The organism is Pseudomonas sp. H2_D02 (assembly GCF_054677635.1).
Genome location: NZ_CP162816.1, coordinates 2,042,342 through 2,068,226 on the forward strand (window position 1 = coordinate 2,042,342; position 25,885 = coordinate 2,068,226).

At 61.2% G+C, this 25,885-nt stretch carries 36 protein-coding genes and 1 pseudogene; 35 read left to right on the top strand and 2 right to left on the bottom strand.

Going from position 1 to position 25,885, the window contains the following annotated elements; genetic code table 11:
* Positions 1 to 29: 29 nt before the first annotated feature.
* Positions 30 to 542: a hypothetical protein gene (locus AB4N42_RS09420; RefSeq protein WP_030139458.1), complete on the top strand. Its 513-nt coding sequence runs from the start codon at positions 30 to 32 to the stop codon at positions 540 to 542.
* Between the two features lie 18 nt (positions 543 to 560).
* Here the strand turns inward: AB4N42_RS09420 and AB4N42_RS09425 are convergent, their stop codons facing one another.
* A complete protein-coding gene (locus tag AB4N42_RS09425) occupies positions 561 to 707 on the bottom strand; it encodes a hypothetical protein (RefSeq protein WP_460116428.1) in 147 nt (48 codons plus the stop codon).
* Here AB4N42_RS09425 and AB4N42_RS09430 point away from each other — a divergent pair.
* From AB4N42_RS09430 to AB4N42_RS09480, 11 genes and pseudogenes are all read left to right on the top strand, one after another.
* A pseudogene (locus AB4N42_RS09430) lies at positions 660 to 1,158 on the top strand (phage baseplate assembly protein V). The gene AB4N42_RS09425 and the pseudogene AB4N42_RS09430 sit on opposite strands and share 48 nt — an antisense overlap.
* A 10-nt stretch (positions 1,159 to 1,168) precedes the next feature.
* Positions 1,169 to 1,501 carry a phage baseplate protein gene (locus tag AB4N42_RS09435; protein ID WP_030139456.1) on the top strand — a complete coding sequence of 111 codons (333 nt, stop codon included), beginning with the start codon at positions 1,169 to 1,171 and terminating at the stop codon, positions 1,499 to 1,501.
* The gene (locus tag AB4N42_RS09440) at positions 1,498 to 2,493 is read left to right on the top strand and encodes a baseplate J/gp47 family protein (protein WP_030139455.1); all 996 of its coding nucleotides are present in this window, start codon (positions 1,498 to 1,500) and stop codon (positions 2,491 to 2,493) included. Before AB4N42_RS09435 ends, AB4N42_RS09440 begins: the two co-directional genes overlap by 4 nt.
* Positions 2,490 to 3,134 carry a phage tail protein I gene (locus AB4N42_RS09445; protein ID WP_460116126.1) on the top strand — a complete coding sequence of 215 codons (645 nt, stop codon included), beginning with the start codon at positions 2,490 to 2,492 and terminating at the stop codon, positions 3,132 to 3,134. Before AB4N42_RS09440 ends, AB4N42_RS09445 begins: the two co-directional genes overlap by 4 nt.
* A complete protein-coding gene (locus AB4N42_RS09450) occupies positions 3,131 to 3,661 on the top strand; it encodes a hypothetical protein (RefSeq protein WP_198796358.1) in 531 nt (176 codons plus the stop codon). Before AB4N42_RS09445 ends, AB4N42_RS09450 begins: the two co-directional genes overlap by 4 nt.
* Positions 3,662 to 3,685: 24 nt before the next feature.
* Positions 3,686 to 4,306 (top strand): hypothetical protein, encoded by a 621-nt coding sequence (locus AB4N42_RS09455; RefSeq protein WP_198796359.1) that lies wholly within the window; start codon positions 3,686 to 3,688, stop codon positions 4,304 to 4,306.
* A 9-nt stretch (positions 4,307 to 4,315) separates the two neighbouring features.
* Positions 4,316 to 4,573, top strand: a complete 258-nt coding sequence (locus tag AB4N42_RS09460) for a tail fiber assembly protein (protein ID WP_198796360.1) — start codon at positions 4,316 to 4,318, stop codon at positions 4,571 to 4,573.
* 85 nt (positions 4,574 to 4,658) lie between these two features.
* Positions 4,659 to 4,886, top strand: a complete 228-nt coding sequence (locus tag AB4N42_RS09465) for a hypothetical protein (protein WP_198796361.1) — start codon at positions 4,659 to 4,661, stop codon at positions 4,884 to 4,886.
* Positions 4,887 to 4,888: 2 nt separating this feature from the next.
* The gene (locus AB4N42_RS09470) at positions 4,889 to 6,055 is read left to right on the top strand and encodes a phage tail sheath protein (RefSeq protein WP_039594427.1); all 1,167 of its coding nucleotides are present in this window, start codon (positions 4,889 to 4,891) and stop codon (positions 6,053 to 6,055) included.
* A complete protein-coding gene (locus tag AB4N42_RS09475; protein WP_030139449.1) occupies positions 6,055 to 6,561 on the top strand; it encodes a phage major tail tube protein in 507 nt (168 codons plus the stop codon). The genes AB4N42_RS09470 and AB4N42_RS09475 overlap by 1 nt, the downstream gene beginning before the upstream one ends.
* Before the next feature lie 156 nt (positions 6,562 to 6,717).
* Positions 6,718 to 7,284, top strand: coding sequence for a phage tail assembly protein (locus AB4N42_RS09480; protein WP_217860224.1), 567 nt, complete (start codon positions 6,718 to 6,720; stop codon positions 7,282 to 7,284).
* Positions 7,285 to 7,306: 22 nt separating this feature from the next.
* Here the strand turns inward: AB4N42_RS09480 and AB4N42_RS09485 are convergent, their stop codons facing one another.
* Positions 7,307 to 7,750, bottom strand: a complete 444-nt coding sequence (locus AB4N42_RS09485) for a hypothetical protein (protein WP_460116429.1) — start codon at positions 7,748 to 7,750, stop codon at positions 7,307 to 7,309.
* Here AB4N42_RS09485 and AB4N42_RS09490 point away from each other — a divergent pair.
* The 23 genes from AB4N42_RS09490 (at position 7,716) to recX (ending at position 25,853) form a co-directional block, all read left to right on the top strand.
* Entirely contained in the window at positions 7,716 to 9,464 is a 1,749-nt protein-coding gene (locus tag AB4N42_RS09490) for a phage tail tape measure protein (RefSeq protein WP_460116379.1), read from the top strand. The genes AB4N42_RS09485 and AB4N42_RS09490 overlap by 35 nt on opposite strands.
* On the top strand, positions 9,464 to 9,847 hold the full coding sequence (locus tag AB4N42_RS09495; RefSeq protein ID WP_258648193.1) for a phage tail protein: 384 nt from the start codon (positions 9,464 to 9,466) through the stop codon (positions 9,845 to 9,847). The genes AB4N42_RS09490 and AB4N42_RS09495 overlap by 1 nt, the downstream gene beginning before the upstream one ends.
* Positions 9,840 to 10,052 carry a tail protein X gene (locus AB4N42_RS09500; RefSeq protein WP_030139445.1) on the top strand — a complete coding sequence of 71 codons (213 nt, stop codon included), beginning with the start codon at positions 9,840 to 9,842 and terminating at the stop codon, positions 10,050 to 10,052. Before AB4N42_RS09495 ends, AB4N42_RS09500 begins: the two co-directional genes overlap by 8 nt.
* Positions 10,053 to 10,061: 9 nt before the next feature.
* Positions 10,062 to 11,078: a contractile injection system protein, VgrG/Pvc8 family gene (locus AB4N42_RS09505; RefSeq protein WP_258648191.1), complete on the top strand. Its 1,017-nt coding sequence runs from the start codon at positions 10,062 to 10,064 to the stop codon at positions 11,076 to 11,078.
* Positions 11,079 to 11,224: 146 nt separating this feature from the next.
* Positions 11,225 to 11,809 (top strand): phage tail terminator protein, encoded by a 585-nt coding sequence (locus AB4N42_RS09510; protein WP_217860222.1) that lies wholly within the window; start codon positions 11,225 to 11,227, stop codon positions 11,807 to 11,809.
* Entirely contained in the window at positions 11,806 to 11,988 is a 183-nt protein-coding gene (locus AB4N42_RS09515) for a DUF2635 domain-containing protein (RefSeq protein ID WP_003198311.1), read from the top strand. Before AB4N42_RS09510 ends, AB4N42_RS09515 begins: the two co-directional genes overlap by 4 nt.
* On the top strand, positions 11,988 to 13,484 hold the full coding sequence (locus AB4N42_RS09520) for a phage tail sheath subtilisin-like domain-containing protein (protein WP_460116127.1): 1,497 nt from the start codon (positions 11,988 to 11,990) through the stop codon (positions 13,482 to 13,484). Before AB4N42_RS09515 ends, AB4N42_RS09520 begins: the two co-directional genes overlap by 1 nt.
* A gap of 66 nt (positions 13,485 to 13,550) precedes the next feature.
* On the top strand, positions 13,551 to 13,898 hold the full coding sequence (locus AB4N42_RS09525; RefSeq protein ID WP_003198314.1) for a phage tail tube protein: 348 nt from the start codon (positions 13,551 to 13,553) through the stop codon (positions 13,896 to 13,898).
* Positions 13,895 to 14,191, top strand: coding sequence for a phage tail assembly protein (locus tag AB4N42_RS09530; RefSeq protein ID WP_045155211.1), 297 nt, complete (start codon positions 13,895 to 13,897; stop codon positions 14,189 to 14,191). Before AB4N42_RS09525 ends, AB4N42_RS09530 begins: the two co-directional genes overlap by 4 nt.
* A gap of 130 nt (positions 14,192 to 14,321) precedes the next feature.
* Complete coding sequence (locus tag AB4N42_RS09535) at positions 14,322 to 15,800, top strand: phage tail protein (protein ID WP_460116128.1); 1,479 nt, start codon at positions 14,322 to 14,324, stop codon at positions 15,798 to 15,800.
* Positions 15,787 to 17,025 carry a DNA circularization protein gene (locus AB4N42_RS09540; RefSeq protein ID WP_217860218.1) on the top strand — a complete coding sequence of 413 codons (1,239 nt, stop codon included), beginning with the start codon at positions 15,787 to 15,789 and terminating at the stop codon, positions 17,023 to 17,025. Before AB4N42_RS09535 ends, AB4N42_RS09540 begins: the two co-directional genes overlap by 14 nt.
* A 3-nt stretch (positions 17,026 to 17,028) precedes the next feature.
* Positions 17,029 to 18,069 (top strand): phage baseplate assembly protein, encoded by a 1,041-nt coding sequence (locus AB4N42_RS09545; protein WP_460116129.1) that lies wholly within the window; start codon positions 17,029 to 17,031, stop codon positions 18,067 to 18,069.
* 311 nt (positions 18,070 to 18,380) lie between these two features.
* Positions 18,381 to 18,890 carry a phage baseplate assembly protein V gene (locus tag AB4N42_RS09550; protein WP_198796371.1) on the top strand — a complete coding sequence of 170 codons (510 nt, stop codon included), beginning with the start codon at positions 18,381 to 18,383 and terminating at the stop codon, positions 18,888 to 18,890.
* Complete coding sequence (locus AB4N42_RS09555; protein ID WP_198796372.1) at positions 18,890 to 19,288, top strand: phage GP46 family protein; 399 nt, start codon at positions 18,890 to 18,892, stop codon at positions 19,286 to 19,288. The genes AB4N42_RS09550 and AB4N42_RS09555 overlap by 1 nt, the downstream gene beginning before the upstream one ends.
* A complete protein-coding gene (locus AB4N42_RS09560) occupies positions 19,278 to 20,318 on the top strand; it encodes a baseplate J/gp47 family protein (RefSeq protein ID WP_323154261.1) in 1,041 nt (346 codons plus the stop codon). The genes AB4N42_RS09555 and AB4N42_RS09560 overlap by 11 nt, the downstream gene beginning before the upstream one ends.
* Positions 20,306 to 20,905 carry a YmfQ family protein gene (locus AB4N42_RS09565; protein ID WP_258648184.1) on the top strand — a complete coding sequence of 200 codons (600 nt, stop codon included), beginning with the start codon at positions 20,306 to 20,308 and terminating at the stop codon, positions 20,903 to 20,905. The genes AB4N42_RS09560 and AB4N42_RS09565 overlap by 13 nt, the downstream gene beginning before the upstream one ends.
* A gap of 146 nt (positions 20,906 to 21,051) precedes the next feature.
* The gene (locus tag AB4N42_RS09570) at positions 21,052 to 22,014 is read left to right on the top strand and encodes a gp53-like domain-containing protein (RefSeq protein ID WP_460116380.1); all 963 of its coding nucleotides are present in this window, start codon (positions 21,052 to 21,054) and stop codon (positions 22,012 to 22,014) included.
* An 8-nt stretch (positions 22,015 to 22,022) separates the two neighbouring features.
* Positions 22,023 to 22,415, top strand: coding sequence for a hypothetical protein (locus AB4N42_RS09575; RefSeq protein WP_258648182.1), 393 nt, complete (start codon positions 22,023 to 22,025; stop codon positions 22,413 to 22,415).
* Positions 22,416 to 22,587: 172 nt separating this feature from the next.
* Positions 22,588 to 23,151 (top strand): glycoside hydrolase family 19 protein, encoded by a 564-nt coding sequence (locus AB4N42_RS09580; RefSeq protein WP_258648181.1) that lies wholly within the window; start codon positions 22,588 to 22,590, stop codon positions 23,149 to 23,151.
* A complete protein-coding gene (locus AB4N42_RS09585) occupies positions 23,133 to 23,669 on the top strand; it encodes a lysis system i-spanin subunit Rz (protein ID WP_198796377.1) in 537 nt (178 codons plus the stop codon). Before AB4N42_RS09580 ends, AB4N42_RS09585 begins: the two co-directional genes overlap by 19 nt.
* 71 nt (positions 23,670 to 23,740) lie before the next feature.
* Positions 23,741 to 24,241 carry a CinA family protein gene (locus AB4N42_RS09590; protein WP_030139441.1) on the top strand — a complete coding sequence of 167 codons (501 nt, stop codon included), beginning with the start codon at positions 23,741 to 23,743 and terminating at the stop codon, positions 24,239 to 24,241.
* 83 nt (positions 24,242 to 24,324) lie between these two features.
* Complete coding sequence (gene recA / locus AB4N42_RS09595) at positions 24,325 to 25,377, top strand: recombinase RecA (RefSeq protein ID WP_003198351.1); 1,053 nt, start codon at positions 24,325 to 24,327, stop codon at positions 25,375 to 25,377.
* A gap of 8 nt (positions 25,378 to 25,385) precedes the next feature.
* On the top strand, positions 25,386 to 25,853 hold the full coding sequence (gene recX / locus AB4N42_RS09600; protein WP_030139440.1) for a recombination regulator RecX: 468 nt from the start codon (positions 25,386 to 25,388) through the stop codon (positions 25,851 to 25,853).
* Positions 25,854 to 25,885 lie beyond the last annotated feature (32 nt).

Here is a 25,885-nt window from a genome sequence, read left to right on the forward strand (position 1 = left end):
TCGTGCCGCCATGAATAAAGGAGGCCTTGATGCCTGCCGTCCTCGAAAAACCATCGCAACTGTTCTTCGCCATTGCCCAGACGCTGCGCGCCATTTATCCCGCCTTGAAAGTCGGCAGTCCCCAGGAGTTCGACGGCACCGACGATCAACCCTGGGTGCTGATCGCCATTGAGCGCGATGCCCCCGGCCAGCGTGCCAACGACGGGCGTATCGCCCATGTCCTGACGGTTTCCCTGCAAGTGGTCATGGCCGTTCCAGGATGGGACGCCTGCGACTTGGCCGCAGAGCTGAAGCATCTGGTCATGGATAACCGCTGGGGGCTGTCCGGCGATCAATGCGATCTGCCGACGGAGCTCGATAGCCTCCCGTCCACGTTCATCCACCCGGCGCGGCAATACACCGCCTGGACCCTTTCCTTCAGCCAGACCCTGTACCTCGGGCCGACGCTGTTGGATGACCCGCTCGGTATTGCGAAGTTTGCCCGCACCTGGGAAGTTTCGAACATCGACGACCCGGACCAATACACCGCACTCGAGGGATGAGCCATGTTTGATGCGCTGTTACGGATGCATCTGGGGCCGATCATCGAACGTCTGGCGCAGATGGAAACCGAATTGGAAGACTTGCATCGACGTGCGGAGAGTTTCTGCCGCATCGGCATTTGCCAGGAAGTCGACGCGGCCAGCAATACCTGCAAAGTCAGCCATGGCGGGCTGCTGACGCCGGCGATCCGCTTCTTCAACCCGAGCGCCGAGCGCCCAGAGCGAGTCGCGGATTCCGTCCGTGGGCGAGCAATGCCTGTTGCTGAACCATGGCGGCGGCGACGGCGGTGGCCAAGCGGTCGCCTTGTTCGGCCTTAACGGCGGTCAGTTTCCGCCCGTCTCGACCCAGGCTTCGCTGACGCGTCGCCTCTATCAGGACGGCACGGAAAACGGCTACGACCACGCCAGCCATGTCCTGCACTGGCAGAACGGCCCGGCGGCGTTCAGCGGTTCCCGCGAATCCCTCCGGTTGAGCATTGGCCCATCAAGCCTGGTGATGACGCCGCAAACCATCGAACTAAAACTGGGCGCCGTCGGCATTCGCCTCGATGCCGCCGGTGTGCACCTGAGCGGCCCGGTGGTGGATCATCAGGGGCGCGTCATCAGTACCGCATAAAGGATTTCCCATGATTGGAATCGATCGCAACACCGGCGCGACGGTCGACGACTGGCTGCAATTTGTGCAGCGCGCCACCCGCGCACTTACCACGCCGTTAGGCACTCGCCAGAAGCGTCCGTTGTATGGCTGCGCATTGACCGAGTTGCTCGGGCAGAACCTCGGCGACGACCTGCTGATCCTCGCCCAGAGCCACGCGGCCCAAGCGTTCTACAACCCCCATAACGGCATCGATGATTTCGAGCCGCAGGTCATCGTCGCCAATCGACAAGGCGCCGGCTTGCTGTTGCGTTTCGCCGGCACCTGGAAAAACCGCAAGCAGACGTTCGAGGTGGTGACATGAGCATGCTGATTCCTGGCCAGAACCAACTGGCCGAACCGGCCATCGTCACCGTCGACGCGTTCGAGGATTTGCTCGCCGAGTTCAAGACCTTCGTGGTCGAGTACGTCGCCGCACGCTCTCCCGCCAGCGCCGCCAAGCTGGTGGACAGCCTCGAGAACGAAAGCGAACTGCTGACCCTGGCCCTCGAGGCGTTCTGCGTCCGGCTGCAAACCCACGAACGCAAATACAACGCCCGCATCAAGCAGATGTTGGCGTGGTGGGCCACCGGCACCAACCTCGACGCTCGCCTCGCGGACATGGGGCTCGAACGCCAGTTGCTCGACCCGGGCGACCCGGCCGCGTTCCCGCCCATCGCCCCGGTCTACGAGAGCGATGACGATGCGCGGCTGCGCTATTACCTGGCGCCCCACGCTCCGGCGGCGGGTTCGCGCATGCAATATCGGCGGGAGATTTTCACCTTGGGGCAACGTCCCGTGGTGAAAGTCGAGAACGCCTCGGCGGGTGTGGTGACGGTCACGTACACCTTCGACCCGGACAGCTACGCCGGGCAGATCAAGGACGGCAACGGACGCCGCACCGCGCCCGGCGAAGTCACGGTCACGGTGTTGTCCCGCGACGGCGATGGAACGCCATCCGAAACGTTGCTCGACCGCGTCCGCGAGCATTTCGCCCGGCCGGATGTACGGCCGGAAACCGATCGGGTCATCGTCCAACCCGCGCAAATCAAGAACTACAAGATCCGCGTCGTGGCGAAGATCAATCCCGGGCCGGACTCAGGCCTGACCCAGGTTGCCGCCCAGCAGCAACTGCAGGAATACGCCGAGGCCTGCCATCGCCTGGAAGGTCGCGTGGACCCGAGCTGGATCGACTACACGCTGCACAGCGCCGGCGCGGTTCAGCTGCAGATTCTCGAACCGCTTGCGCCGATTGTGACGAGTGCTTCCCAGGCCCCGTACTGCACGGGCGTCGAGGTTGAGGTGGACACGTTATGAGTGACGACACACCTCGCCCGGGCCTGCTGCCGGTCAACAGCTCACCGTTGGAACGGGCGCTGGATCTTGGGTTTACCCAATTGCTTGAGCGCATCGATCCGCCGTTTCCGGAGTTGATGAATCCGCGGGAAACGCCTTTGGCGTTCCTGCCGTATTTGGCGGCGGATAGAGGAGTCGGTGAATGGGACGCGGAGGCCAATGAACCGGAAAAACGCTTGACCGTTTCGTTGTCCTGGCAGATCCAGCGGCAGGCCGGTACGCGTCAGGCGCTGAATCATGCCGTCGAGTCTATGGGTTTCACGCCTCAGGTCACTGCCTGGTATGAGCAACAGCCTCTTGCTCATCCCTACACCTTTGATGTGCAAGCGGTCATCGGCCGCAGCTGGTCGAGCGGCGATCACAATCGCTTGATACGGCGAATCGATGCCGCCAAGAGCGAACGCGACCAGGCCACCATCACCTTTGTACATCCCACGAAGGGCAGTTTGATGCTGGCGGCAGCCGGAGACGCGGCCATTAGCGAAGGGGAGCTGTTTCTAGACGGAGCGTTGCCATCCATTGACCTAGATATACGGCTTATCAGCACCGGCTTTTTCCAACCCTACACCATCAACGATTACGACCTCAGGGCGCAGCCATGACAGAAGACATTACGCGCTTGGTTCGCTTCACTTCCGCCGGCTTGGCCGAAGTGTTACAGGCGAAAAACCAAGGCTTGAAAGGTGAGATCACTCACATCGGGGCCGGCACCGCCCGCTACGATCCCAATGGATCGGAAACGGCGCTTCGCAATGAACGACAACGTGTGCCAATCGTGGATTACGAAGACTTGGATCCAGGGCAACTGCGAATGGCTGCTCTGTTTGAAGGGCCGGATGAATATGAAATTGGCGAGTTCGGTTTCTATCTTTCCACGGGCACGCTGTTGGCGGTGTATTCGGTGGCTGGAAAGCTGCTGACCTACAAAGCCGCTGCCGCGCGAGTATTACAGAAGTTCACGCTGGATATTTCACCGTTGCCTGCGCAAAGCGTCACGGTGGTGGTCGGGTCCGACAACCTGAACATTCTATTAAGTGAAGAAATCGCCACATTGGCTACCGCCAATATCGACAACATGGCGCGGCACGTTGGTCTGATGTTTCGAGTGATGGCGCTCGAAGCTAAATAATCAAATAGCACAAGGAGTCTGAATGTGAGTCTGGAAACCACTATCGCGTCGCTGGTATCAGCGGCCAACAACTTGACCACGACGGTCAATGGAAAAATTGGCACTATCAATACGACCATGGCCACGGCGTTGACGCAGTTCAATGAATGGCGAAGCCAGAAGGATGTAGAAGGGGATCCAAGCGCCCTGGGCACGATTCGTCGCAACGTTTTGCAGGGACATGTCTACGGGACTGGCGGCGTCTATGGTGCAACGGCGCAAGGTGATTTCGTCTCCACCAACCTGGGCGCCAGCGCCAATGTGTACATGCATTTCAAAGTGCCGCTTAACATCAATGTTCATTCGGAGATGTTCTGGTTCAACATCAAGGGGTACAGCTACGGCACAGCCAAAATAATCGACGAAACGTTGGTGGGGTATTGCTATCAGCCCACTCGGGTTCTGCAAAACGCTTCGACGTTTGGAAACATGACCCCTTCTGTCTATGTCGATACAAACGGCAATATTGTCATGCGCATTCTCATTCCAAACATTTATTACACCACCGTGCGCATTGACACCATGCGTGTGGGCAATGGTCGGTTGTTCAACCTTGGGGATTTGGTCACCAGGTTGTCGCTGGCCGAAACCGTTGTTTTCAGCTAAGGAACGAACATGTCTGATCTGTCCAACAATGACATACCCGAAATTCCACTTGCCGTACCATCGCCTGAAATCGAGTGGGCCGCCATTCGCACGCGCCGTAATCAACTGTTGCGAGACACGGATTTCACTCAATTACCAGACTTCCCCGCAACAGGAACCCAGCTTGCCGAGATCAAGGCTTATCGCCAGGCCTTGCGAGACATCCCCGAAACGGACGCGGAGCCGTCCAGGCTGCTCTGGCCCGTGTTGCCAGATTTCGTCAAGTAAACCACGACCGCGAGAGCGGTTTTTTTTCGCCCGCATTGAGCCCCTCTATGGGGCTTTTGTGTTTTCGCATCTGGGGGGACCGTAGATGCCCATTCGTAAGCAATACACCGTGCTACTGCCATTTCCTACCGGCGGCGGCCATTGGTCGAGCGTCGGCCAGACATTGGGCCTGTTGGATGTCGAGGCCAGCGCTCTGCGCAGTGCCGGTCGCCTCGAACTGACCAGCGTCCTGAATACGCAGGAGCCGGCTGCTGACACGCAAGCTACCCCAATCACCAAGGCCCTAAAGGCCACCACCAAAAAGGCTGAATAACCATGGCTGAGGTTTTGAACTTCGAGCACAACGGCATCACCGTCAATGCCACTGAATCCCCGGAGGCCATGGGTGGCCTGGGGGACAACGTCATCGGGTTGGTCGGCACCGCGCCGAATGCCAACCCGCTGATTCCGAAAAACACCCCGTTCCGCATCAACAGTTTCACCACCCAGGCCCAGTTGGACCCGACCGGTGCCGAGGCGGGGACGTTGTTCCACGCGGTCTACCAGATTCTCAAAGTGGTCAAGGTGCCGGTCTATGTGGTCATCGTCGAAGAAGGCGCGACTCTGGCCGACACGCAGAACAATGTGATCGGCGGCATCGAGGCACAGACCGGGCGCAAGTTGGGCCTGGCCGCATTGAGTGGCGTGGCGGAAGACCTGACCATCATCGGCGCGCCGGGCTTCACCGGCACCAAGGCCGTGGCCGGAGAGTTCGCGTCGTTCGGCAAGCGCATCAAGGCCCGTGTGGTGCTGGATGGCAAGGACGCCTCGGTCGCTGATCAAGTGACCTATAGCCAGGAACTGGGCGGCGCCGACCTCGGTTTCGACCGTTGCCTGGTGGTGCACAACATGCCGGCGGTGTATTCCAAGGCCGCGAAGAAAAACGTCTTCCTGGCCCCGTCGAGCCTGGCCATTGCCGCGCTCGCCAAGGTCAAGCAGTGGGAGAGCCCGGGCAACCAGGTGACCTTCGCCGAAGACGTTTCGCGCACCGTCGAATACAACATCCTCGACACCTCCACCGAAGGCGATCTGCTCAACCGCTACGGCGTCAGCTACTACGCCCGCACCATCCTCGGCGGCTTCTCGCTGCTGGGCAACCGCTCCATCACCGGCAAGTTCATCAGCTACGTCGGCCTGGAAGATGCCATCAGCCGCAAGCTGGTGAAGGCCGGCCAGAAAGCCATGGCCAAGAACCTGACCAAGTCGTTCATGGACCAGGAGGTCAAGCGCATCAACGACTGGCTGCAAACCCTGGTCGCCGACGAAACCATCCCTGGCGGCAGCGTGTACCTGCATCCGGAACTGAACAGCGTCGAGAAGTACAAGAACGGCACCTGGTACGTGGTCATCGACTACGGCCGCTACGCGCCGAACGAACACATGATTTATCAACTCAATGCCCGCGATGAAATCATCGAGCAGTTCCTGGAGGACGTTCTCTAATGTTTACCAACCGCGTAAGACAGGCCATCGCGGCCACCCTGCAAGGCCTGCCGCTGTCGGCGACCGTGGAAGAATTCACGCCGCCGAAGATCGAATTCGAAATGGAAGAGATGCGTGGCGGCCGCTTCATCGGCGAGGAAATGGCCAAGGGCGGCAAGGTGCTGACGGCCAAGCTGGTGCTGCAAGGCGTCGGGCCGGAAATCATGTTGGCCCTGGGCGTGAGCGTCGGCGACGACATTCTGCTGAACGTGCGTGAAGCGGGCCAGGATCAGGACGGCAACACCTGGTTCACCTACCACACGGTGGGCGGCAAGTTGAAATCCCTCGACGAAGCCGCGTTGAAGATGAACGAGAAGCCCACCACGACCCTCGAGCTGTCCTGCCGCACCTACAACCGCCTGGAAAACGGCGTCCCGGTGATCGACATCGACGTGCGCACCCAGAAGTTCGTGCTCAACGGCGTCGACATTCTTGGCGATGCCCGTCGTGCGGTGTTGCTGCCTTAAACAAACCAGCCGGCTAGACACTGTCCCTGTGGGAGCGGGCTTGCTCGCGAAGAGGCCATCAGCTTCAACAGCAATGTTGACTGACACACCGCTTTCGCGAGCAAGCCCGCTCCCACAGGTGGCTCGTCCACCCTGCTTCACCAAGGAATTGATTTCATGTCCTGGATGCCTCCTACCCATGAGCTGCTATCGCCGATCACCGGTGACGACGGCTCGCAGATCGAGCGGTTGCAACTCAAGCCGCTGTACTACGCCGCGCAAAAGGACGCCCTGGCCCGCGCTGGCGATGACGAAGACGAGCAGTTCTTCGAATTGGCCAAGCTGGCCACCGGCCTGTCGGCCAAGGAGCTGGACCAGCTCAAGCGCCCGGACTACGTGAGCATTGCGCAATACGTGCACGAAATGTCCACGCGCCCAGTTTCGTATTTTCTGAATGACACGCAGGCCGATCCCGACGAGGTGCCGCTGCTGCAACCGCTCGAGGTGGCGGGCCGCAGCCTGACCTCGCTGACCTTGGAAATGCCTGTGCTGCGTGCCACCAAGGCGATGAAAAAACTGAAGACGGCCAAGGAACGCGCCGAGTTCATCACCGCCCATTGCACTGGCCTGATGATCCCCGACCTCGATCACCTGACTGTGCCCGACTGGACCCAGCTGCAGGTACGCATCGACGATTTTTTAAACAAACCGGCGGACTTCTTTCGGAGCGCGACATCGAAGTGATCCTCGATGTGGTGCCGCTCATTTACTCGGTAAGTGAAGCGGAAATCCTGGAGTGGGACGCCAGCAAGGCCTTGCGCCGATACGACATCGCGATCACTCGCCTTGGCGTGAAACAGGAGTAGAACAGGATGGCAGACAACACGTTTTCGCTGTCCGGCGCGGCGAGCATTGGCGGCGTATTGGAAACGTCGGGGCTGAACCTGGCATTGACCACGGCCAGTCTCGACATCCGCCTGCTGGTGTCGGAACAGGTCAAGTTGCGAGAAACGCTGACATTGCTGAACGTTGCCCTGTCACAGCAGCAATCGCTGCTCAAGGCAAATGGTTCGGCGGCGGCGTCCAGCAGCGAGCCGAAATCCAAGTTAAAGGCCGAGGTTGAACAAAGCGTACCGCCTGATCGACGCAAATCTTCCATAGCCTTGGAGTTGGCGATGGTTGAGCTCAATCTGGTGGCGAAACTGAGCAAGGATCAGCTCTCCGGCATGGCGATCGCCAACCTGAAGATGGCCAGCGAAAAACAGGTGGCACCCAGCGGGGCGACAGCGGTGCAGCTGGCGCAGGTCGAATTGGCAGCGGCGAAAGCAGGTATCGGGAGTGGCCTCGACCCAGCCAAGAAACAGGACGAGTTGCTGAGTTTTACTCGCGACAGCGCGGTCATGGCGTCGGCGTTCGGTCTTGATGTCAAGGCTGCCAGCGAGATGTTGTTGGCCTGGCGCACGGCGATGGAGCTGGACCGGGGACAAAGCCTGAGCCTGGCGGATGCGACCAACCACTTGGGCAACAGTGGCCTGAATGTCAAAGCGGCCGACATTGGCTCGGTCATGCAACGTGGTGGCGAGGCTGGCATCGGCGCGGGAATGACCCCGGAGCAGGTGGCGGCCCTCGCGGCGGCGTTCCTGAACAGCGGCGTGGACAAGGCTGGCGCCGGTGAGGCTTTGAAAGTGTTCACCACGGTGTTGGCCAAGGGGAATGCAGCCTCACCGCAGCAGCGTCAGGCCTGGACCGAGCTGGACCCCAGGTTCAATCCGGCGATGGTGGCCGACGGTCTGCGTACGGACGCATCGGGAACCATCACCCTGGTGCTTGAAGCACTGAAGAAAAAACCTGCCGACGAGCAGCAGTCGCTGACCAAGGTTCTGTTTGGCGATAACACCGCGATTCTTGAGCTGCTGAAAAAACCGCAAGACACCCAAAAGGCCTTTGCGCTGGTGTCCGAACGGACCACCGACGGAGTGTTGCCGAAGTACGACGGCTCCGTTGCCAAAACCGCCGAAACGCTTGGCCAGACCTCACAAGGACGATGGAACGCTCATCAGGCGAATCAGACGCGTCTGTCCTCGGCGGTTGGCAATGCGCTGATGCCGGTGGATGACGGTTTGACGGCCTCCCTCGACACGGTGACGGGCGGTTTGAGTTCGCTGGCAGAAGCGTCGCCGAAGGCCGCAGCGGGCGTTGCGCTTGCAGTTGCGGCCGTCGCATCTCTAGTGGCGCTGCTTGGCAACGCTGTGTTGTCGGAGGGGCTTTCGAGAGTGGGCAAAAAGGTCCTGGACCAGACCGCCGCTCGCCTGCCAGAAAGCGTGGGGGATGTAATCGCCGACGCTGATGACGGTACCCGCAAGGGCATGGGCGGCAAAAAAGGAGCGCCCCGCGTGACCAGGACCAGGCCTGCCGGTACGGCGAGCCGTTTGATGGGAGCCGTGGCCAAGGCCCAACCCCTGGTCAGCAAAGCAGCGGCACCGCTAATGGTAGTCAGTGCCGGATACGATGCCTACAAAGGATTGCGCGACGGCGATGACAAGGCCGTTGGAGGTGCCGTCGGCCAGATGACCGGAACGGTCGTTGGGGCGGCGATCGGGTCGTTCCTTCTGCCTGGAATCGGCACCGCAATCGGCGGTTTTGTTGGCGGCATGGCCGGTTCGTGGCTGGGTGAGCAACTGGCGTCTCCTTCCGATCGGCTCGAGGCTCCGGAGGCGGTGACGAAAGAATTGACCAGCGCCCAGGCCAACCAACAGCAGAACACCATGACCGCAAATATCTACATCAACGGCCAAGACCAAGCCAGCGCAAGTCAACTGGCGAACCTGGTCGTGCAGCAGCTCTCGGGCCAATTCGGCTTGATGACCATGCCCAACTCGCTCGCCATGCGCAGTGATGCGGCCCTGACCGACGGAGGTACGTGATGCGTCAACAAATGGCACTCGGCAGTTTCATCTTTGGCCTGTCGAGAAATTTTGCGTACCACCAACTGGTGCATACGTCGGACGGTGGCTGGAAAAACCTCGACATCCTCACCGGCAAACCCAAGTCCAGCCAGGTCGGCCAAGGCCTGCAAGGGCTGACGATCACCGGCAAATCGATGTACGCAACCGCCATGGATCGCCTTGATGAGTTGCGGGCGCTGCAAGCCCTGCGCATCCCTTTGCCGTTGGTCGATGGCATTGGCCGCAACTGGGGCCGGTGGCGAATCAATGATGTCACCGAAACCCAGACCGAGATCATTGATGACGGTACGGCGATGGTGGTCGGCTGGGTGGTTGTTTTGACGGAGTTCGCCAATGCGTAGGGTTCGAAGTATCGCCGGTGACTCGGTGAATCTGTTGCTGTACCGCGAGCTTGGGCGGTGTGACGACGCCGTTGAAGAAGCGCTCTGGCTGCTCAATCCAGGGTTGGCGGAATGGAGCCCGGTATTGCCCGCGGGCGTATGGGTGATCCTGCCGGAAGTGGACCTCAAGCCGGTGGCATCGCCACCGGTTTCGGCCTGGGATTAAGGAGGCGACATGTCATTGGGTTTCACGCCTGCGGTGGAAATTTATGGCGCAAACGCTGCGCTGCTCAACGAACGCCTGCTCAAATGGGAGCATGTCGATGCGGCGGGGATCGAGTCCGATCAGCTGACGCTCACCATCAGCCTGGACGGTCTGGAAGGGTTGCCCAGCCTGGGCGGCAAGATTGGCCTGCGGGTCGGTTATCTGGAGTCGGGGCTGGTGGACAAAGGCGAGTTCGTCATCACCCGGCGCACGCCGTTCCTGTTTCCCCTGCAACTCGTGCTGGCGGCCATGGCGGCGCCGTTCAGTGCCGCGGACCAGACCGGGTTCAAGCAACGCCGATCCGTCAGCCATGGCCCGACGACCCTGGGAGCGCTGTTTCGTCAGCTGACTTCCCGGCACGGGTTTTCCCCCCGGGTGGCGCCCGACCTGTCGTTGATCAAAATCGAGCACATCGACCAGACCAACGAAACCGACATGGGGTTTCTGACGCGCCTGGCTCACCGTTATGACGCGGTCGCCAAACCCGTCAACGAGCTGTATGTGCTGGCCCGGCGCGGCCAGGCGAAGTCGCTGTCGGGCAAGGTTCTGCCCGAGATGAAACTGTCGGTGACGACCAACAATCGCCCAGGCGACCACGCCTTCATTTCGGCGAAGTTTGATGAAACCGCCCGAGCCAAGTACCAGGGCTGCAAGACCCGTTGGTGGGATGCGGCGGCCGGCAAGCTGCAGGTCGAGGAGAGCGGCATCGCGCCGTTCAAGACCCTGCGCCAGCGCTTCCAGAGCGCCGACGACGCCCGCGCCGCCGCTGAAGGAGAGGTGCGCCGGATGGAGCGCGAAGCGCTCAAGGTGGACATCGAGTGCCCTGGCAACCCTGGGCTGTCCGCCGAGGGCATCGTATTGCTGGACCCCACCTGGCCGGATTTCATGCGCGGTCGCTGGTCGATCGACAAGGTCACCGCTAGTGGCGACCGGGAAAAAAGCTATCGCTGCTTGATTCATGCGACCCGCCTGGATACCAAGGCCTGACCCCGCCACCCCCCTGTGGGAGCGGGCTTGCTCGCGAAGACGCCAGCACATCCAACATCAATGCTGCCTGACCCACCGCTTTCGCGAGCAAGCTCGCTCCCACAGGTCTTCCTCGACTGCATCTTCTCTACAACTGGAATTCCTCCATGAAGATCACCCCGATCCTCACGCAGTTGCGTGAGCAATGCCCCACGCTCGGCCTCCGCGTGGCCGCAGGCTTCGATCTTGCCACGCTGCAAGCCGAGGCCCCGCTGCAACCCCCCTGCGCCTATGTCCTGCCCACCGCCGACATCGCCAGCAAGAACGCGGCACAGAACGTCACGCTGCAAGCGGTACGCGACCGTTTCGATGTGGTGCTGGTGCTAGACGCCACTGACGCGACAAAAGCGCTGGATCTGTTGCACGACCTGCGGGCCGAACTGTGGCGTGCACTGGTGGGTTTCAAGCCGGGCGCCGAGTACAGCGGCATCGAATACGACGGCAGCGAACTGGTTTCCGGCAATAGCAGCCGCGTCTCGTACCGGCTGCGTTTTTCCGCCGAGTTCCAGCTGGGCCGCAATCTGGCGAGCCAGCCTGCCGAAAGCTGGCACGAGCGTGAACTGGACGGCTTGTCGTCCTTTACCGGGGCCACCGTGCGGGTCGATGCCATCGACCCGGCGGACCCCAATCTGAAACATCCCGGCCCCGACGGGCGCGTGGAACTGACTTTCTCTGGAGACGTAACCCCATGAGCAAACGCATCACCGTGCTGCCGGCCCCGGGCCGTGCCGTACCGGACCCGGAAGCGGGCGATCTGTTGCCCCTCGAGGGCCGTGAAGTGCCCGACAACGCCTGGTGGCGTCGACGTCTGGCCGATGGCGATATCACTACCAAAGCCGTGAAAGCGGCAAAACCACAGGGAGCCAAATAATGGCGATCGGATTCAGCAACATTCCTGCGGACATTCGTGTTCCGCTGTTCTACGCCGAAATGGACAACTCGGCCGCCAATAGCGCGTCGTCGGCCATGCGCCGGTTGATCGTCGCCCAGGTCAACGACAACGTTGCGCCGGCCGAGGTCGGCAAGCTGGTGCTGGTGTCCAGCGTCGCGCTGGCCAAGAGCATCGGCGGGCAGGGCTCGATGCTCGCCTCGATGTACGAGACCTGGCGCAAGACCGACCCGCTCGGTGAGATCTGGTGCCTGCCGCTGCACAATATCGAGGGTTCCATCGCCAAGGGCGTGCTGACCTTCACCGGCGCCGCGACTGAAAGCGGCCTGCTCAACCTGTACGTCGGCGGTGTGCGCGTCCAGGCCGCCATCGTCAACGGCGCCACGGCAGCCCAGGCCGCCACTGCGCTGGCATTGAAAATCAACGCTGCCGCCGACCTGCCGGTGACCGCTGCGGCCGCCGAAGGTGTTGTGACCCTCAGCGCCAAATGGACCGGCGACAGCGGCAACGACATCAGCCTGCAATTCAATCGCCTGGGCAAGAGCAATGGCGAAGACACCCCGGCGGGGCTGACCACCGCCATCACCGCGATGACCGGCGGCGCCGGTGTACCGGACCAGACCGCCGCCGTCGCGGCCCTGGGCGACGAGCCTTTTGAATTCATCGCCATGCCCTGGTCCGATGTAGCGAGCCTCAACACCTGGCAAGCGGTCATGGACGACAGCACCGGTCGCTGGTCCTGGGCCAAGCAGTTATTCGGCCATGTCTACAGTGCCAAGCGCGGCACCCTCGGCACCCTGGTCGCCGCCGTTCAGGCGCGCAACGACCAGCACATGACGATCCAGGCGCTGGAGCTGGGCGTACCGCAACCGTTCTGGGTCCAGGCCGCTGCGTTGGCTGCGCGCACGGCGGTGTTCATCTCCGCCGACGCCAGCCGTCCGACCCAGAGCGGCAGCCTGCCAGGCTTGGACCCGGCACCGGCCAGCGAACGCTTCACCCTGACCGAGCGCCAGTCGCTGCTCAACTACGGCATTGCCACGGCGTACTACGAAGGTGGCTATGTACGCATCCAGCGTTCCATCACCACGTATCAGAAGAACGCTTTCGGCCAGGCTGACAACTCCTACCTGGACAGTGAAACCCTGCACCAGTCGGCGTTCATCGTTCGCCGCCTGCAAAGCGTGATCACCAGCAAGTACGGTCGCCACAAACTGGCCTCGGACGGCACCCGTTTCGGCGCCGGCCAGCCCATCGTGACCCCGAGCACGATCCGCGGCGAGCTGATCGCCCAGTATGCCAAGCTCGAACTGGAAGGCCATGTGGAGAACGCCGAGCTGTTCGCCGAGCACCTGGTGGTCGAGCGCGACAGCCAGGATCCGAGCCGGGTCAACGTGCTGTTCCCGCCGGACTACATCAACGGCCTGCGGGTGTTCGCGCTGCTCAACCAATTCCGCCTGCAATACGACGCCGCTGCCTGACAGTGATGCTCAATTGCTTGATTCAGCCCACCTCGCGTGGGCTTTTTATTTGAAGGGAGAAACACCATGGGTCAACTGATTGCGGGCACCTGCTACGTCAAAGTGGACGGCGCTCAACTGACCATCAACGGCGGCTGCGAAGCGCCACTGATGTTCACCAAACGCGAAACCGTCGTACCGGGTTTCTACAAGGAAACCGACATTGCCCCGTCCTTCAAGGTGACGGCGCTGCACACCGCGGACTTCCCGCTCAAGCAACTGGTGGCCGGCACGGACATGACCGTCACCTGCGAATTCAACAACGGCAAGGTCTACGTGCTGGCCGGCGCCTACCTGGTGGAGGAGCCGGTTTCCAAGGGCGACGACGCCACCATCGAGCTGAAATTCGAAGGCATCAAGGGGACCTGGCAATGACTGACGTCGTGACCTTGCGCGTGGCCATCGAGGCCCACGGCGAGCCATTGAGCGAGCTGACCCTGCGCCGTCCGACGGTGCAGGAAGTCCGGGCGATCAAGGCGCTGCCGTACAAGATCGACAAGAGCGAGGAGGTGAGCCTGGACATGGACGTCGCGGCCAAATACATCGCGGTGTGCGCCGGCATCCCGCCGTCGTCGGTCAACCAGTTGGACCTGGCTGACCTCAATGCCTTGAGCTGGGCCGTCGCGAGTTTTTTCATGAGTGCGGCGTCGCAACCATCGGCGACCTGATCGCCGCCGCCTATGACCTGGCCTGGTTCTGGAAGGTTGACCCCGAACAGATGATGGCCAGGCCACTGGACGTGCTCCGTGAATCGTTGGAGCACGCGCAACGGATCAATGCGATGCAGCAGGTGCAGTGATGGCAGACACAGAAAAGGTAGAGAAAAAAGCGGTGCTGCTGACGGGCATCGACGAGCTGTCACCCAAGCTCGCGAGCCTTCGTGCAAAGGTCGCGGGTTTCAAGCAGAACCTTGATGCCACGGGGTTGGGCAGCCTGGATATCTCCGGTCTGCTGCCCAGCGGTGGCCTGGCCCAACCGTTCATGGACGGGCTCAAGTCGGCGCTGGCCTTCAAGGACGAAGCGGGCGCAGCGAGCGTGGCGGCCAATGCCGTCCAGGCGTCTGAAGCGCCTCGTGTAGCGGCACAGAATCTGGATGGATTGAAGACTTCCATCAGCAACGTGTCGGTGCAATTCGGTTCGGCGCTGGGGCCTGCGGTCAACGCGGTGGCGGTCGGTTTGCAGCCGATGATCAGCAGCGTGGCCCAGGTGCTGCAGGACAATCCGCAACTGGTCCAGGGCCTGGCGACGGGCGTTGTCGCGTTCAACGCGATGCAGACCGCGGTCAGCGGTGCGAGCCAGGCCATGGAAGTGGTCAGCCTGGCGATGAAAATGAACCCCATCAGCTTGATTGCCATGGGCATCGCCTTGGCGGCCGGGATGATCATCGCCCATTGGACGCCGATCTCGGCATTCTTTGCCGGGCTCTGGCAACGGCTCGCGCCGATCGTGTTGCCGATGGTCGAGTTCTTCAAGACGATGTTCGCCTACACCCCGATGGGGCAGGTGATCAGCAACTGGGGGCCGATCAGCAGCTTTTTCGGCGCGCTCTGGAATGTGATCGTGGCGGCGGCAACGCCGGTCATCGGTTTCATGCAGACGCTGTTCGCCTGGTCACCCTTGGGTTTGATCGTTGCCAACTGGACGCCCCTGACAGGGCTGTTCGCGGCGATCTGGGATCTGCTCAAAGCCTTGACCGTGCCAGTGATGGACGCCCTCAAAGGCCTGTTCGACTGGACGCCGCTGGGATTGATCATGGCTAACTGGGGCACGATCGGCGAGGTCTTCGCCGGCATCTGGGAAGGCATCCGCAACCAGGTGTCGATCATGCTGGCGGTGTTCAGCGGCCTGTTCGACTGGTCGCCCATCGAAGGCCTGACCAAGCAGTGGGGGCCGGTGGGCGAGTGGTTCAGCCAGTGGTGGAGCGAGCTGCAGACGGTGATCGCGCCGATCAAGGCGTTTTTCAACGGCGGCTTCGGCGAGATGATCACCTCGTTCACCGCCAAGGTCGAAGGATTGACCGAGGCGCAGCGCGTCACCAGCGCCGAAGGCAAGGGTGAGCTGGCGCCTGGAGCGTTGCCGCAAACCTCCAGCAACCTGGTGCAACAGAGCGCCGCCAACAACCGCACGCAACTCGAAGGCGGCCTGACCGTGCGTTTCGAAAACGCGCCGGCCGGGCTGCGCGCCGATCCGCCCCAGACCAATCAACCGGCCCTGGCGGTGAGTTCGCGCATCGGCTATCGCTCACTTTCCACAGGAGGCTCCAATGAGCTGGCGTGATCGTTTGTTGCCGGCGTCGTTTCGTGGCGTCGGGTTCTGGGTCGACCAGGCGAAAACCCCGGTCGGCCACAAAGGCCAACTGCATGAATATCCACAGCGCGACCAGCCCTTTTTCGAGGGCCTTGGGCAGCAGGCGAAGATTCATGAGCTGACCGCGTTCATCGTTGGCCCCGATTGCCTGGAGCAGCGCGACAAACTGCTCAAGGCCTTGGAGCAGGGCAGCGGCGAACTGGTGCACCCGTGGCTGGGCCGCCTGCAAGTCAAGGTCGGCGAGTGCGACATGACCCAGACCCGCCAGGACGGCGGGCTGGTGACGTTCGCCCTGAAGTTCTACCCCGACCAACCGCTGCAATTTCCGTCGGCCACGATCAACAGCCAGAAACTGCTGCTGGTCTCGGCCGACAGCTTCCTCGGTTCGGCGGTGCGGCGCTTCGAAGACGCCATGACCTTGATCAAGGCTGCACGGATCGGCATCGCTGACCTGCGCAACAGCCTCAAGGACATCTACGGGGTGATTGAGCAGGAGCTCAAGCCGTTGATTGAGACCTATCGGCAACTCAGCGATCTGGTCAAGGCGGTGAAAGAGCTGCCCAAGGAAGTGGCGGCCGAATTCAAGGGACTGCTCGGTGACATCCGCGAACTGAAGGACTTCGCCCGTGACGGCTACCGCGGCGTGATTGCCAGCGTGTCGCAACAGGTGGAGGCCATTCGCAAGGCTGACGCGCCCAAGCTCACCACCGGCAAGGACACCACGGCGGCGGCCCAGGCCGTAGCCGATCTGGTCCAGGACACGCTGTTGGTGCAGGTCGCGCAATGGATTGCGGCGATGCCGGTGGCGGCGCCCGCAGTCAAGTTGGGCGCCACGCCGTCGGTGGCGCAACAGGCCGTGCAACCGGTCCAGCGCCGGGACGTGCCGGTCGCCGACGACGTGCTGGCCCTGCGCGACGCCCTCAACGATGCGATCTGGCAGGCTTCCCTCAAGGCTGATCCGCAGCACTACCAGGCGATGAACAATCTGCGTCAGCAAATGGCTGCGCACCTGACGGCGGTGGCGTCTTCGGGCGTGAGGTTGATCAACCTGTCATTCAAGCAAAGCCTGCCGGCGCTGGTGGTGGCGTACCAGCAATTCGCCGATGCCACACGGGTGACGGAAGTGACCCAGCGTAACGGCGTCGCCCATCCCGGTTTCCTGCCGCCCAACGATTTGAAAGTCTCGGGGGAGTAAGCCATGAACGAGCTCGACAATGCCGTCTCGCTGACCGTCGGCGGGCTGGATTACGGCGGCTGGAAAAGCGTGGAAATCACTGCGGACCTGGAGCGCCAGTTCCGCACCTTCAAACTCGACATCACGTGGCAGTGGCCGGGGCAGACCCAGTCGGTGCCGATCCGTCCGGGGGATGAATGCCAAGTGCGCATTGGTGCCGACCTGGTTCTCAGCGGCTATGTGTTCAAGGCACCGGTCAGCTACGACGGTCGGCAGATCAGCCTGAGCATCGAAGGCAGCTCCAAAACCCAGGACCTGGTGGACTGCGCGGCCATCAACCGCCCGACGCAATGGCGCGGACAAACGCTGCTGAGCATCGTCCAGGCCCTGGCGGCGCAATATGGCGTGGGTGTGGTCAGTGAGATCCCGGAAACCGCGCGGCTGAGCGAACACAGCATCGTGCCGGGGGAAACGGTCTTTCAGTCCATCGATCGTTTGTTGACGTTGTTCCGCGTGTTCTCCACCGACGATGCCCACGGGCGCGTGCTGTTGGCTAAACCCGGCAGCGGTGGGCGGGCGAGTGATGTGTTGGAGCTGGGCAAGAACATCCTGTCGGGCAGCGCACCGATGGACTACAGCCAGGTGTTCTCCGAATACCGGGTCATCGGCCAGCACAAGGGCAACGACCAGCAGAGCGGGGTGGCGGTCAGTGAAGTTTCCGGCACCGCCACCGACTTGAGCTTCAAGCGCAAGCGGGTGACGGTGATCAGCGAGAGCGCGCAATTGACCTTCGAACTGGCCCAGCAACGGGCCGATTGGGAGAGCGCCATCCGCAGCGGCAAGGCGTTGACCACCACCTACCGCGTGCAGGGCTGGCGCCAGGCCAATGGTGACTTGTGGCGGCATAACGCCTTAGTGCGAGTGATCGATCCGGTGCTGGGGTTCGACGGAGACATGCTGATATCCAAAGTGACGTACTCGCTGTCGGCACAAGGCTCCGTCACCACCCTGCAAGTCGCGCCGCCACATACCTTCGACGCCAACCCGGTGCCGCCCAAACCCTGAATCCGGCACCGGATATCTGTTCACTGCAATCCCTTGTGGGAGCGGGCTTGCTCGCGAAAGCGGTGGCTCAGCTTGCATCAATGCTGGAGGTGCCGCCGTCTTCGTCGGATCGCCGCCCGGAGCAAGCCCGCTCCCACAGTATTTCGAGATCGCCTCCAAGTTTCTGCCCACCACAAATCCCCTGTGGGAGCGAGTTTGCTCGCGATGGCGGTGTGTCAGTCAACATCAGTATCGAATGTCAGACCGCTATCGCAAGCAAGCTCGCTCCCACAATGTTCAGGTCTGTTAACCCGATCCGAAGGAAAACCTCAATGAGCCTACTGACCCGCCTCCTGGCGCGCGGCACTGTCGTGCTCGCCCACTCGGCCACCAAGTTGCAGTCGCTGCAAATGCGCCTTACCGCAGGCGAAGTGAACGACGACATGGAGCACTTCGAACCCTACGGTTTCACCAGCAACCCGCTGGCCGGCGCCGAAGGTATCGCCACGTTTCTCGGGGGCGATCGCTCCCATGCCGTGGTGCTGGTGGTCGCCGACCGCCGTTTCCGCCTCCAGGCCTTGGCCCCGGGTGAGGTGGCGCTCTACACCGATGAAGGCGACAAGCTCCACTTCAAGCGCGGGCGAGTCATCGACATCCAGACCGCCACCCTGAACATCCGCGCCAGCAGCGCGGTGAACATCGACAGCCCGGTCATCAACCACACCGGCAAGATCGTCTCCCAGGGCGACCAGGTCGCCGGCGGCATCAGCCAGATCAAACACGTGCATGTCGGCGTACAGGCCGGCAACGGACAGACCGGCGCGCCGGCGGGTGGCCAATGATGTTCATCAGCCAGAACCTGCACGCCGCGCTGACCCGCTCGGTGCTGATCAGCCTGTTCACCTGGCGCCGCGCCGCCGCCGACGATGCCGTCGATGACGAGGAGCGTTTCGGCTGGTGGGGCGACACTTTTCCCACCGTCGCCGACGACCGCATCGGTTCGCGGCTGTGGCTGTTGCGGCGGGTCAAATTGACTCGCCAGACCCAACTCGACGCTGAGTTCTACGCCCGCGAAGCCCTGCAATGGCTGATCGACGACGGGCATTGCAGCGCTATCGACATCATCAGCGAACGCCTCGACGCCCAGCGCCTGAACCTGCGCACGGTCCTGACCCTGGCCGATGGCGAGCGCCTGGACATCAACCCCGACCACAGTTGGCAGGTGACCTATGCCGTTTGAAACCCCTTCGCTGCCGGTGCTGATCAAGCGCGCCCAAAGCGACCTGGCCAGCGATTCGCTGCGCCAGTCCGATGCCCAAGTACTGGCCCGCACCCTCGGCGGCGCCGCCTATGGCCTGTATGGCTACCTGGATTGGATCGCCGAGCAGATCCTGCCGGACAAGGCCGATGAATCCACCCTGGAACGCATCGCCGCCCTGCGCCTGAACCAGGCGCGCAAAGCGGCCCAGGTGGCCAGCGGCAACGTCAGCTTCACCGCCACGGCCGGTGCGGTGCTGGACGTCGATACGCTGCTGCAATCGAGCGATGGCCGTACGTACAAAGTGACCACCGCCCGTACCACCAGCAATGGCTTGAACACCGCCGCCATCGCCGCGCTGGACGCTGGCAGCCTGGGCAATGCCAATGCCGGCCTGGTGCTGACGCCCGTGCAGCCTGTGTTAGGTATCGGCAGCAGCTTCACCGTGCTGGCGCCTGGCGTGACCGGAGGTGTCGCCCGGGAAAGCCTTGAGTCGCTGCGGGCGAGGGTGATCCGCTCCTATCGCATCATTCCCCATGGCGGTTCGGCCCAGGACTATGAGACCTGGGCCCTGGAATGCGCCGGCATTACCCGCGCGTGGTGTCGTGGCAGTTACCTGGGCCCGGGAACCGTCGGCCTGTTCGTGATGCGCGACGAAGATCTGCAGCCGATCCCCAACGCCGAGCAATTGGAGGAGGTGCGAGCGTATATCGAACCGTTGCGCCCGGTGACCGCCGAATTGCATGTGCTGGCGCCGACGCAGGTACCGGTGAACTACCGGCTGCGCATCACGCCGGACACCAGCGCCGTGCGGGCCGCCATCGAGGCCCAACTGCGCGACCTGCATAACCGCGAAGCCGGTCTCGGCGAAACGCTGCTGCTGAGTCATATCGCCGAAGCCATCAGCAGCGCCACCGGCGAAACCGACCACAAACTCAGCGCACCGGTGGCCGACGTCGCCGCCGCCAGCAACCAGTTGCTGACGTTCGGAGGCTGCACATGGCTGGAATAAGAACCGCCGAACAGTACCAGGCCCAACTGCGCAGCCTGCTACCCAGCGGGCCGGCGTGGGACCCGGAGCGCGTGCCGGAACTGGATGAGGTGCTGCAAGGCATCGCCGAGGAACTGGCCCGCCTCGACGCCCGTGCCGCCGATCTGCTCAATGAGATGGATCCGGCGGGGGTGAGTGAGCTGGTGCCGGATTGGGAGCGGGTGATGAATTTGCCGGATCCGTGCCTCGGGGCTACGCCGCTGTATGACGATCGCCGGTTGGCGGTGCGTCGGCGGTTGTTGGCGGTGGGCAGCCAGACGGCGGCGTATTTTATCAATATTGCACGCAGCCAAGGGTACCCCGACGCGACCATGACCGAGCATCGGGCTCCCCGGATGGGACGTTCGCGGTTTGGCCTGACGCATTTCGGCACCTGGCAAGTGCAGTTCATGTGGACGCTTAACACCGGCGGACGCCTCTCTCTTGGCCGCCGTTTTGGCGCCAGCTATTGGGGCGAACGCTTTGGCATGAACCCAGGCTCTGCCCTGGAGTGCCTGATCCATCGCAGCGCACCGGCTCATGCGCAGGTACACATCAATTATGACTAAGGAGTAAAAAATGGATTATCCAAAAAGAGTGCCCAGTGTAGGTTTGGTCAATGGCAAGTTTGTCGATGAGAACCCGGTGACCGGTGCACCGGGATCCTTGATACCGGCTCAGTGGGGGGAATGCTGTCACGGAAGAAGTTTTGAACGTGATTACATCCGGAGGATTGGTTCCGGATGAAAGTAACAACGCACAGCTTCTTGCTGCGATAACGACAAAGATTGCATCAGCGATCCCGGCGGCTCCACCGGCAGCTTCGACGACTGGTCGTGGAGTTGTCGAATTGGCCACTGATGCAGAAACTCAGTCTGGAGCTGATATCGAGCGGGCTGTTACTCCCGCTGGGCTATCGGCGCGTACCGCCACAGTGGCTCGCACCGGTATCGTTCAGTTTGCGACGCAAGCCGAAGCCGAGGCGGGTCTGAATGCAACCAAGGCATTGAATCCGCTTGGCGCTGCTCAAGCAATGGCCAAGTACGGTTTAGGTTCTAACTCAGTACCTTTGCTTACGACCGTGGCTGATTCAACTACAGCAACAGGTCTATATCAGGTCGATGCGACGACTATTGGTCTGCCGATACCTGAGGCGGGTTTCATTGATATTCGTCGTGGTGGTTCTGGTCTTGTTAGCCAACAGTATTATTCCCGAAGCAGTGACCGTGCTTTTTTTCGGAGGGGAAACGGATCTCTCGGTACATGGGGCGAACTCATGCATACCGGCACTGTCGCTTCTCAGGCCGAAACTGATGCAGGTGCGGCCGATAACAGGTTTATTACGCCGAAAAAACTCCGCTGGGGTTTTGCCATTAGTCTGGCCACAAATGGTTATGTGGTTTTCCCTTCATGGCTTGGCGGATTGGTGATCCAGTGGGGAAGTGTTGCTACGCCGACTGCTGACAGGGAGTATTCAGTGACCTTCCCTCTCGCCTTTCCGACTGCTGTATTTAACGTAATTTCGAGCTTTGGGTACAACGACGTGCGCGTAAATGACGGCTGTGTCGCGCAAACGCGGCTGGTAACTCAGACAGGTTTTTTCGCAAATCGTCAAGATATAGCCGCCACCATGTCTTTGCCGAACTCTTATATTCAATATCTCGCCGTAGGCTACTAGGAGAGCAAATGAAATACAGTCCTAAAACGGGTGGGTTTTATAGCGAGCGCGTCCACGGAACCGCCATCCCTACTGATGCTGTTGAAATATCCATGGGGGCCTACCTTGATCTGATGACAAAGCAGGCCGAAGGGGCTCGGATTCTAGTCAGTGCTGCTGGTTACCCATATGCTGCAGAACAGAAAAAGCGGCCTGCATCGACTCGAGAGGAGATTGAAGCATTGCGGCTGATCGCTTATGCCGATCCATTAAAGGGCTCCGACCGCCACTTCTCCGAGTCGAACCGGGAACGACTGCTTGGCAATGCAGAGGCGGCAGAAGCGGCAAAAGTCAATGGATTTTCTCGTTTCGCTGAGATTCGGGCCGAATATCCATGGCCTGATAGTTCTGATGTTGTCTAGATAACTCGAGTAACTGAAGCAATCGACTCATTTTGGTTTAAAGAAACCAATGTTTGCCAATGTATGGCAGTCCCTTCATATGTTCATGGACACAATATATACGTCAACTTCGACTAAAGCTTTCTTGAAAAAATACATATGAAGAGCCTTCAATAACATCAAGGAGAACGCCATGCTGTTTACAGGAATTCAGTTGCTGCAAATCCTTCCGAACGCCGGTGCCAATGCCGGCGTTTTTGCGCCGGCCCTTAACGACGCCATGGGTCGTTATCAGATCGTAGGTGTCAAACGCATGGCCGCATTCCTCGCCCAGGTCGGTCATGAGTCCGGACAATTGCGTTACGTGCGGGAGCTGGGCAGCGAGCAATACCTGAGCAAATACGACACCGGAACCCTGGCCGTTCGCCTGGGCAACTCGCCCCAGGCCGACGGTGACGGCCAGAAGTATCGTGGCCGGGGGTTGATACAGATTACCGGCCACGACAATTACCTTCGTTGCAGCCTGGGATTGTTTGGCGATGAGCGCCTGCTGGCCTTGCCCGAACTGCTGGAACAGCCGCAATGGGCCGCCGAGTCTGCTGCGTGGTTCTGGGAGCAGAATGGCTTGAACGAACTGGCCGACCGTGATCAGTTCAGCAACATCACGCGACGCATCAATGGTGGTTTGAACGGGTTGCAGGATCGTTTGCAACTCTGGGCAAGGGCGAGGGAGGTGTTATGCCAACCTTCGGCCTGATGCCTTTTTCCTTCCGCTCGCTTGGTATCGCGATGTTGCTGATGCTGTTGATCGGTGGTCCGGCGATGTTGGCCTGGCGGTTTCAGGATTGGCGGTACGGCAGGCAGTTGGCGCAGTTGGCGCAGTCACAATCCGAGACGCTGAACCAGATCTCCCAGGCCGCCGCGATGCAGCAAAAGGCTGAGCAGGACAAACGTCTCGCCTTGGAACAACGACTCTCCAACAGCGAACAAACCCACTACCGAGCCCTGAGCGATGCCCAACGTGACCAGGATCGCCTGCGCGATCGCCTTGCTACTGCCGATGTCCGGCTGTCAGTCCTCCTCGACGCCGACGATGTTTCCGCCGGTTGTGCAGTGCCTGCCGCCCCCGGCACCGGCGGCCTGGATCATGGCGCCCCACGCGCCCGACTTGACCCGGCGCATGCTCGACGAATTATCGCCATCACCGACGAGGGCGACCGTGGATTGATCGCCTTGCAGGCTTGCCAGGCCTATGTCAGGGCGCTGCGCCAGTGATCCGCCGAGCCTTGCAAGCTTCGAATGCTCGTGTACGGTAGGCGCCAATCGCGTCGAATCAGGAGAGCATCATGGACGACATTACCGAGCTGGCCGCTGAATTGGGCAGGCGCTTGCAACTGCTCAATGCCCACGTCACCACCGCCGAGTCCTGCACCGGTGGCGGGATTGCCGAGGCCATCACCCGGATACCGGGAAGCTCGGCCTGGTTCGAGGCCGGTTTTGTCACGTATTCCAATCGCCAGAAGACCCAGCAGTTGGGTGTGCCCGACGAGTTGTTCGAGAAAGTGGGCGCGGTCAGTCGCGAGGTGGTGGAGGCCATGGCTCGGGGCGCCCAGCAGAAAAGCCTGGCGCGTTTCGCCGTGGCGGTCAGCGGCGTAGCCGGGCCGGACGGGGGCTCGCCGAGCAAGCCGGTGGGCACCGTGTGGCTGGCCTGGGCCGTTGGCGAGACGGTGTTCAGCGTGCAGAAGTTCTTTCCGGGCAACCGCGACGAGGTCCGCCGACAAACGGTGAAGGCCGCGCTAGACGGGCTGTTACAACATGCCGCCGGAGAAATCTCAAATCAGGGGTAGGCGATCCCCGATCGCTGTGGAATAATACTGGCTACTTATACAGGTGTTGGCCGTCAGGCCTTATTGATTACGTGAGGACTTTAATGGACGACAACAAGAAGAAAGCCTTGGCTGCGGCCTTGGGTCAGATCGAACGTCAATTCGGCAAGGGTGCCGTAATGCGTATGGGCGATCAGGACCGTCAGGCTATTCCTTCCATCTCCACCGGCTCCCTGGGCCTGGACATCGCGCTTGGCATCGGCGGCTTGCCAAAAGGTCGTATTGTTGAAATCTACGGTCCTGAATCCTCCGGTAAAACCACGCTGACCCTGTCCGTGATCGCCCAGGCCCAAAAAGCCGGCGCGACCTGCGCCTTCGTCGACGCCGAACACGCCCTGGACCCGGAGTACGCCGGCAAGCTGGGCGTCAACGTCGACGACCTGCTGGTTTCCCAGCCGGACACCGGCGAGCAGGCCCTGGAAATCACCGACATGCTGGTGCGTTCCAACGCGGTAGACGTGATCATCGTCGACTCCGTGGCGGCACTGGTGCCAAAAGCCGAAATCGAAGGTGAAATGGGCGACATGCACGTGGGCCTCCAGGCTCGCCTGATGTCCCAGGCGCTGCGCAAGATCACCGGTAACATCAAGAACGCCAACTGCCTGGTGATCTTCATCAACCAGATCCGCATGAAGATCGGCGTGATGTTTGGCAGCCCTGAAACCACCACCGGTGGTAACGCGTTGAAGTTCTACGCCTCGGTTCGCCTGGACATCCGCCGCACTGGCGCGGTGAAAGAAGGTGATGAGGTTGTCGGCAGCGAAACCCGCGTCAAGGTCGTGAAGAACAAGGTGGCATCGCCGTTCCGTCAGGCTGAATTCCAGATCCTGTACGGCAAGGGTATCTACCTCAATGGCGAGATGATCGACCTGGGTGTGTTGCATGGTTTCGTCGAGAAATCCGGCGCCTGGTATGCCTACAACGGCACCAAGATCGGTCAGGGCAAGGCCAACTCGGCCAAGTTCCTGGCGGATAACCCGGAAGTGGCGGCAGCCCTCGAGAAGCAATTGCGCGACAAGCTGTTGAGCCCGGTCGCCGACGTCAAATCCGTGGCCAATCGCGAGACGGCTGACGACCTGGCTGACGCTGATATCTGATCGATCCGATGACCGCTGTACTCGATACCCTCGTCGCGGTGCGGCGAACCGCAATGGACCTGCTCGCAAGGCGCGAGCATGGCCGAGTCGAGCTGACGCGTAAGCTGCGTCAGCGCGGCGCTCCCGATGAGCTGATTGATACTGCCCTTGACCGTTTGACGGACGAAGGGCTGTTGTCGGAAGCGCGATACCTCGAAAGCTTTGTCTCTTATCGTGCTCGCTCCGGCTACGGTCCGATGCGGATTCGCGAAGAACTTGGGCAACGTGGTTTGCAACGCCCGGATATTGAACTTGCCTTGCGCGAAAGCGGTATCGATTGGCAGGAACAGCTAACGGACACTTGGCGTCGCAAATTCTCTGGCCATTTGCCGATCGATGCACGGGAGCGTGCCAAGCAAGGGCGCTTCCTGGCGTATCGAGGATACTCCATGGAAATGATCAACCGCTTGTTCAGCGGTCGAGGCATGGATGATTGATAAAAAACGGCCCGCTATTTCGATAGCGGGCC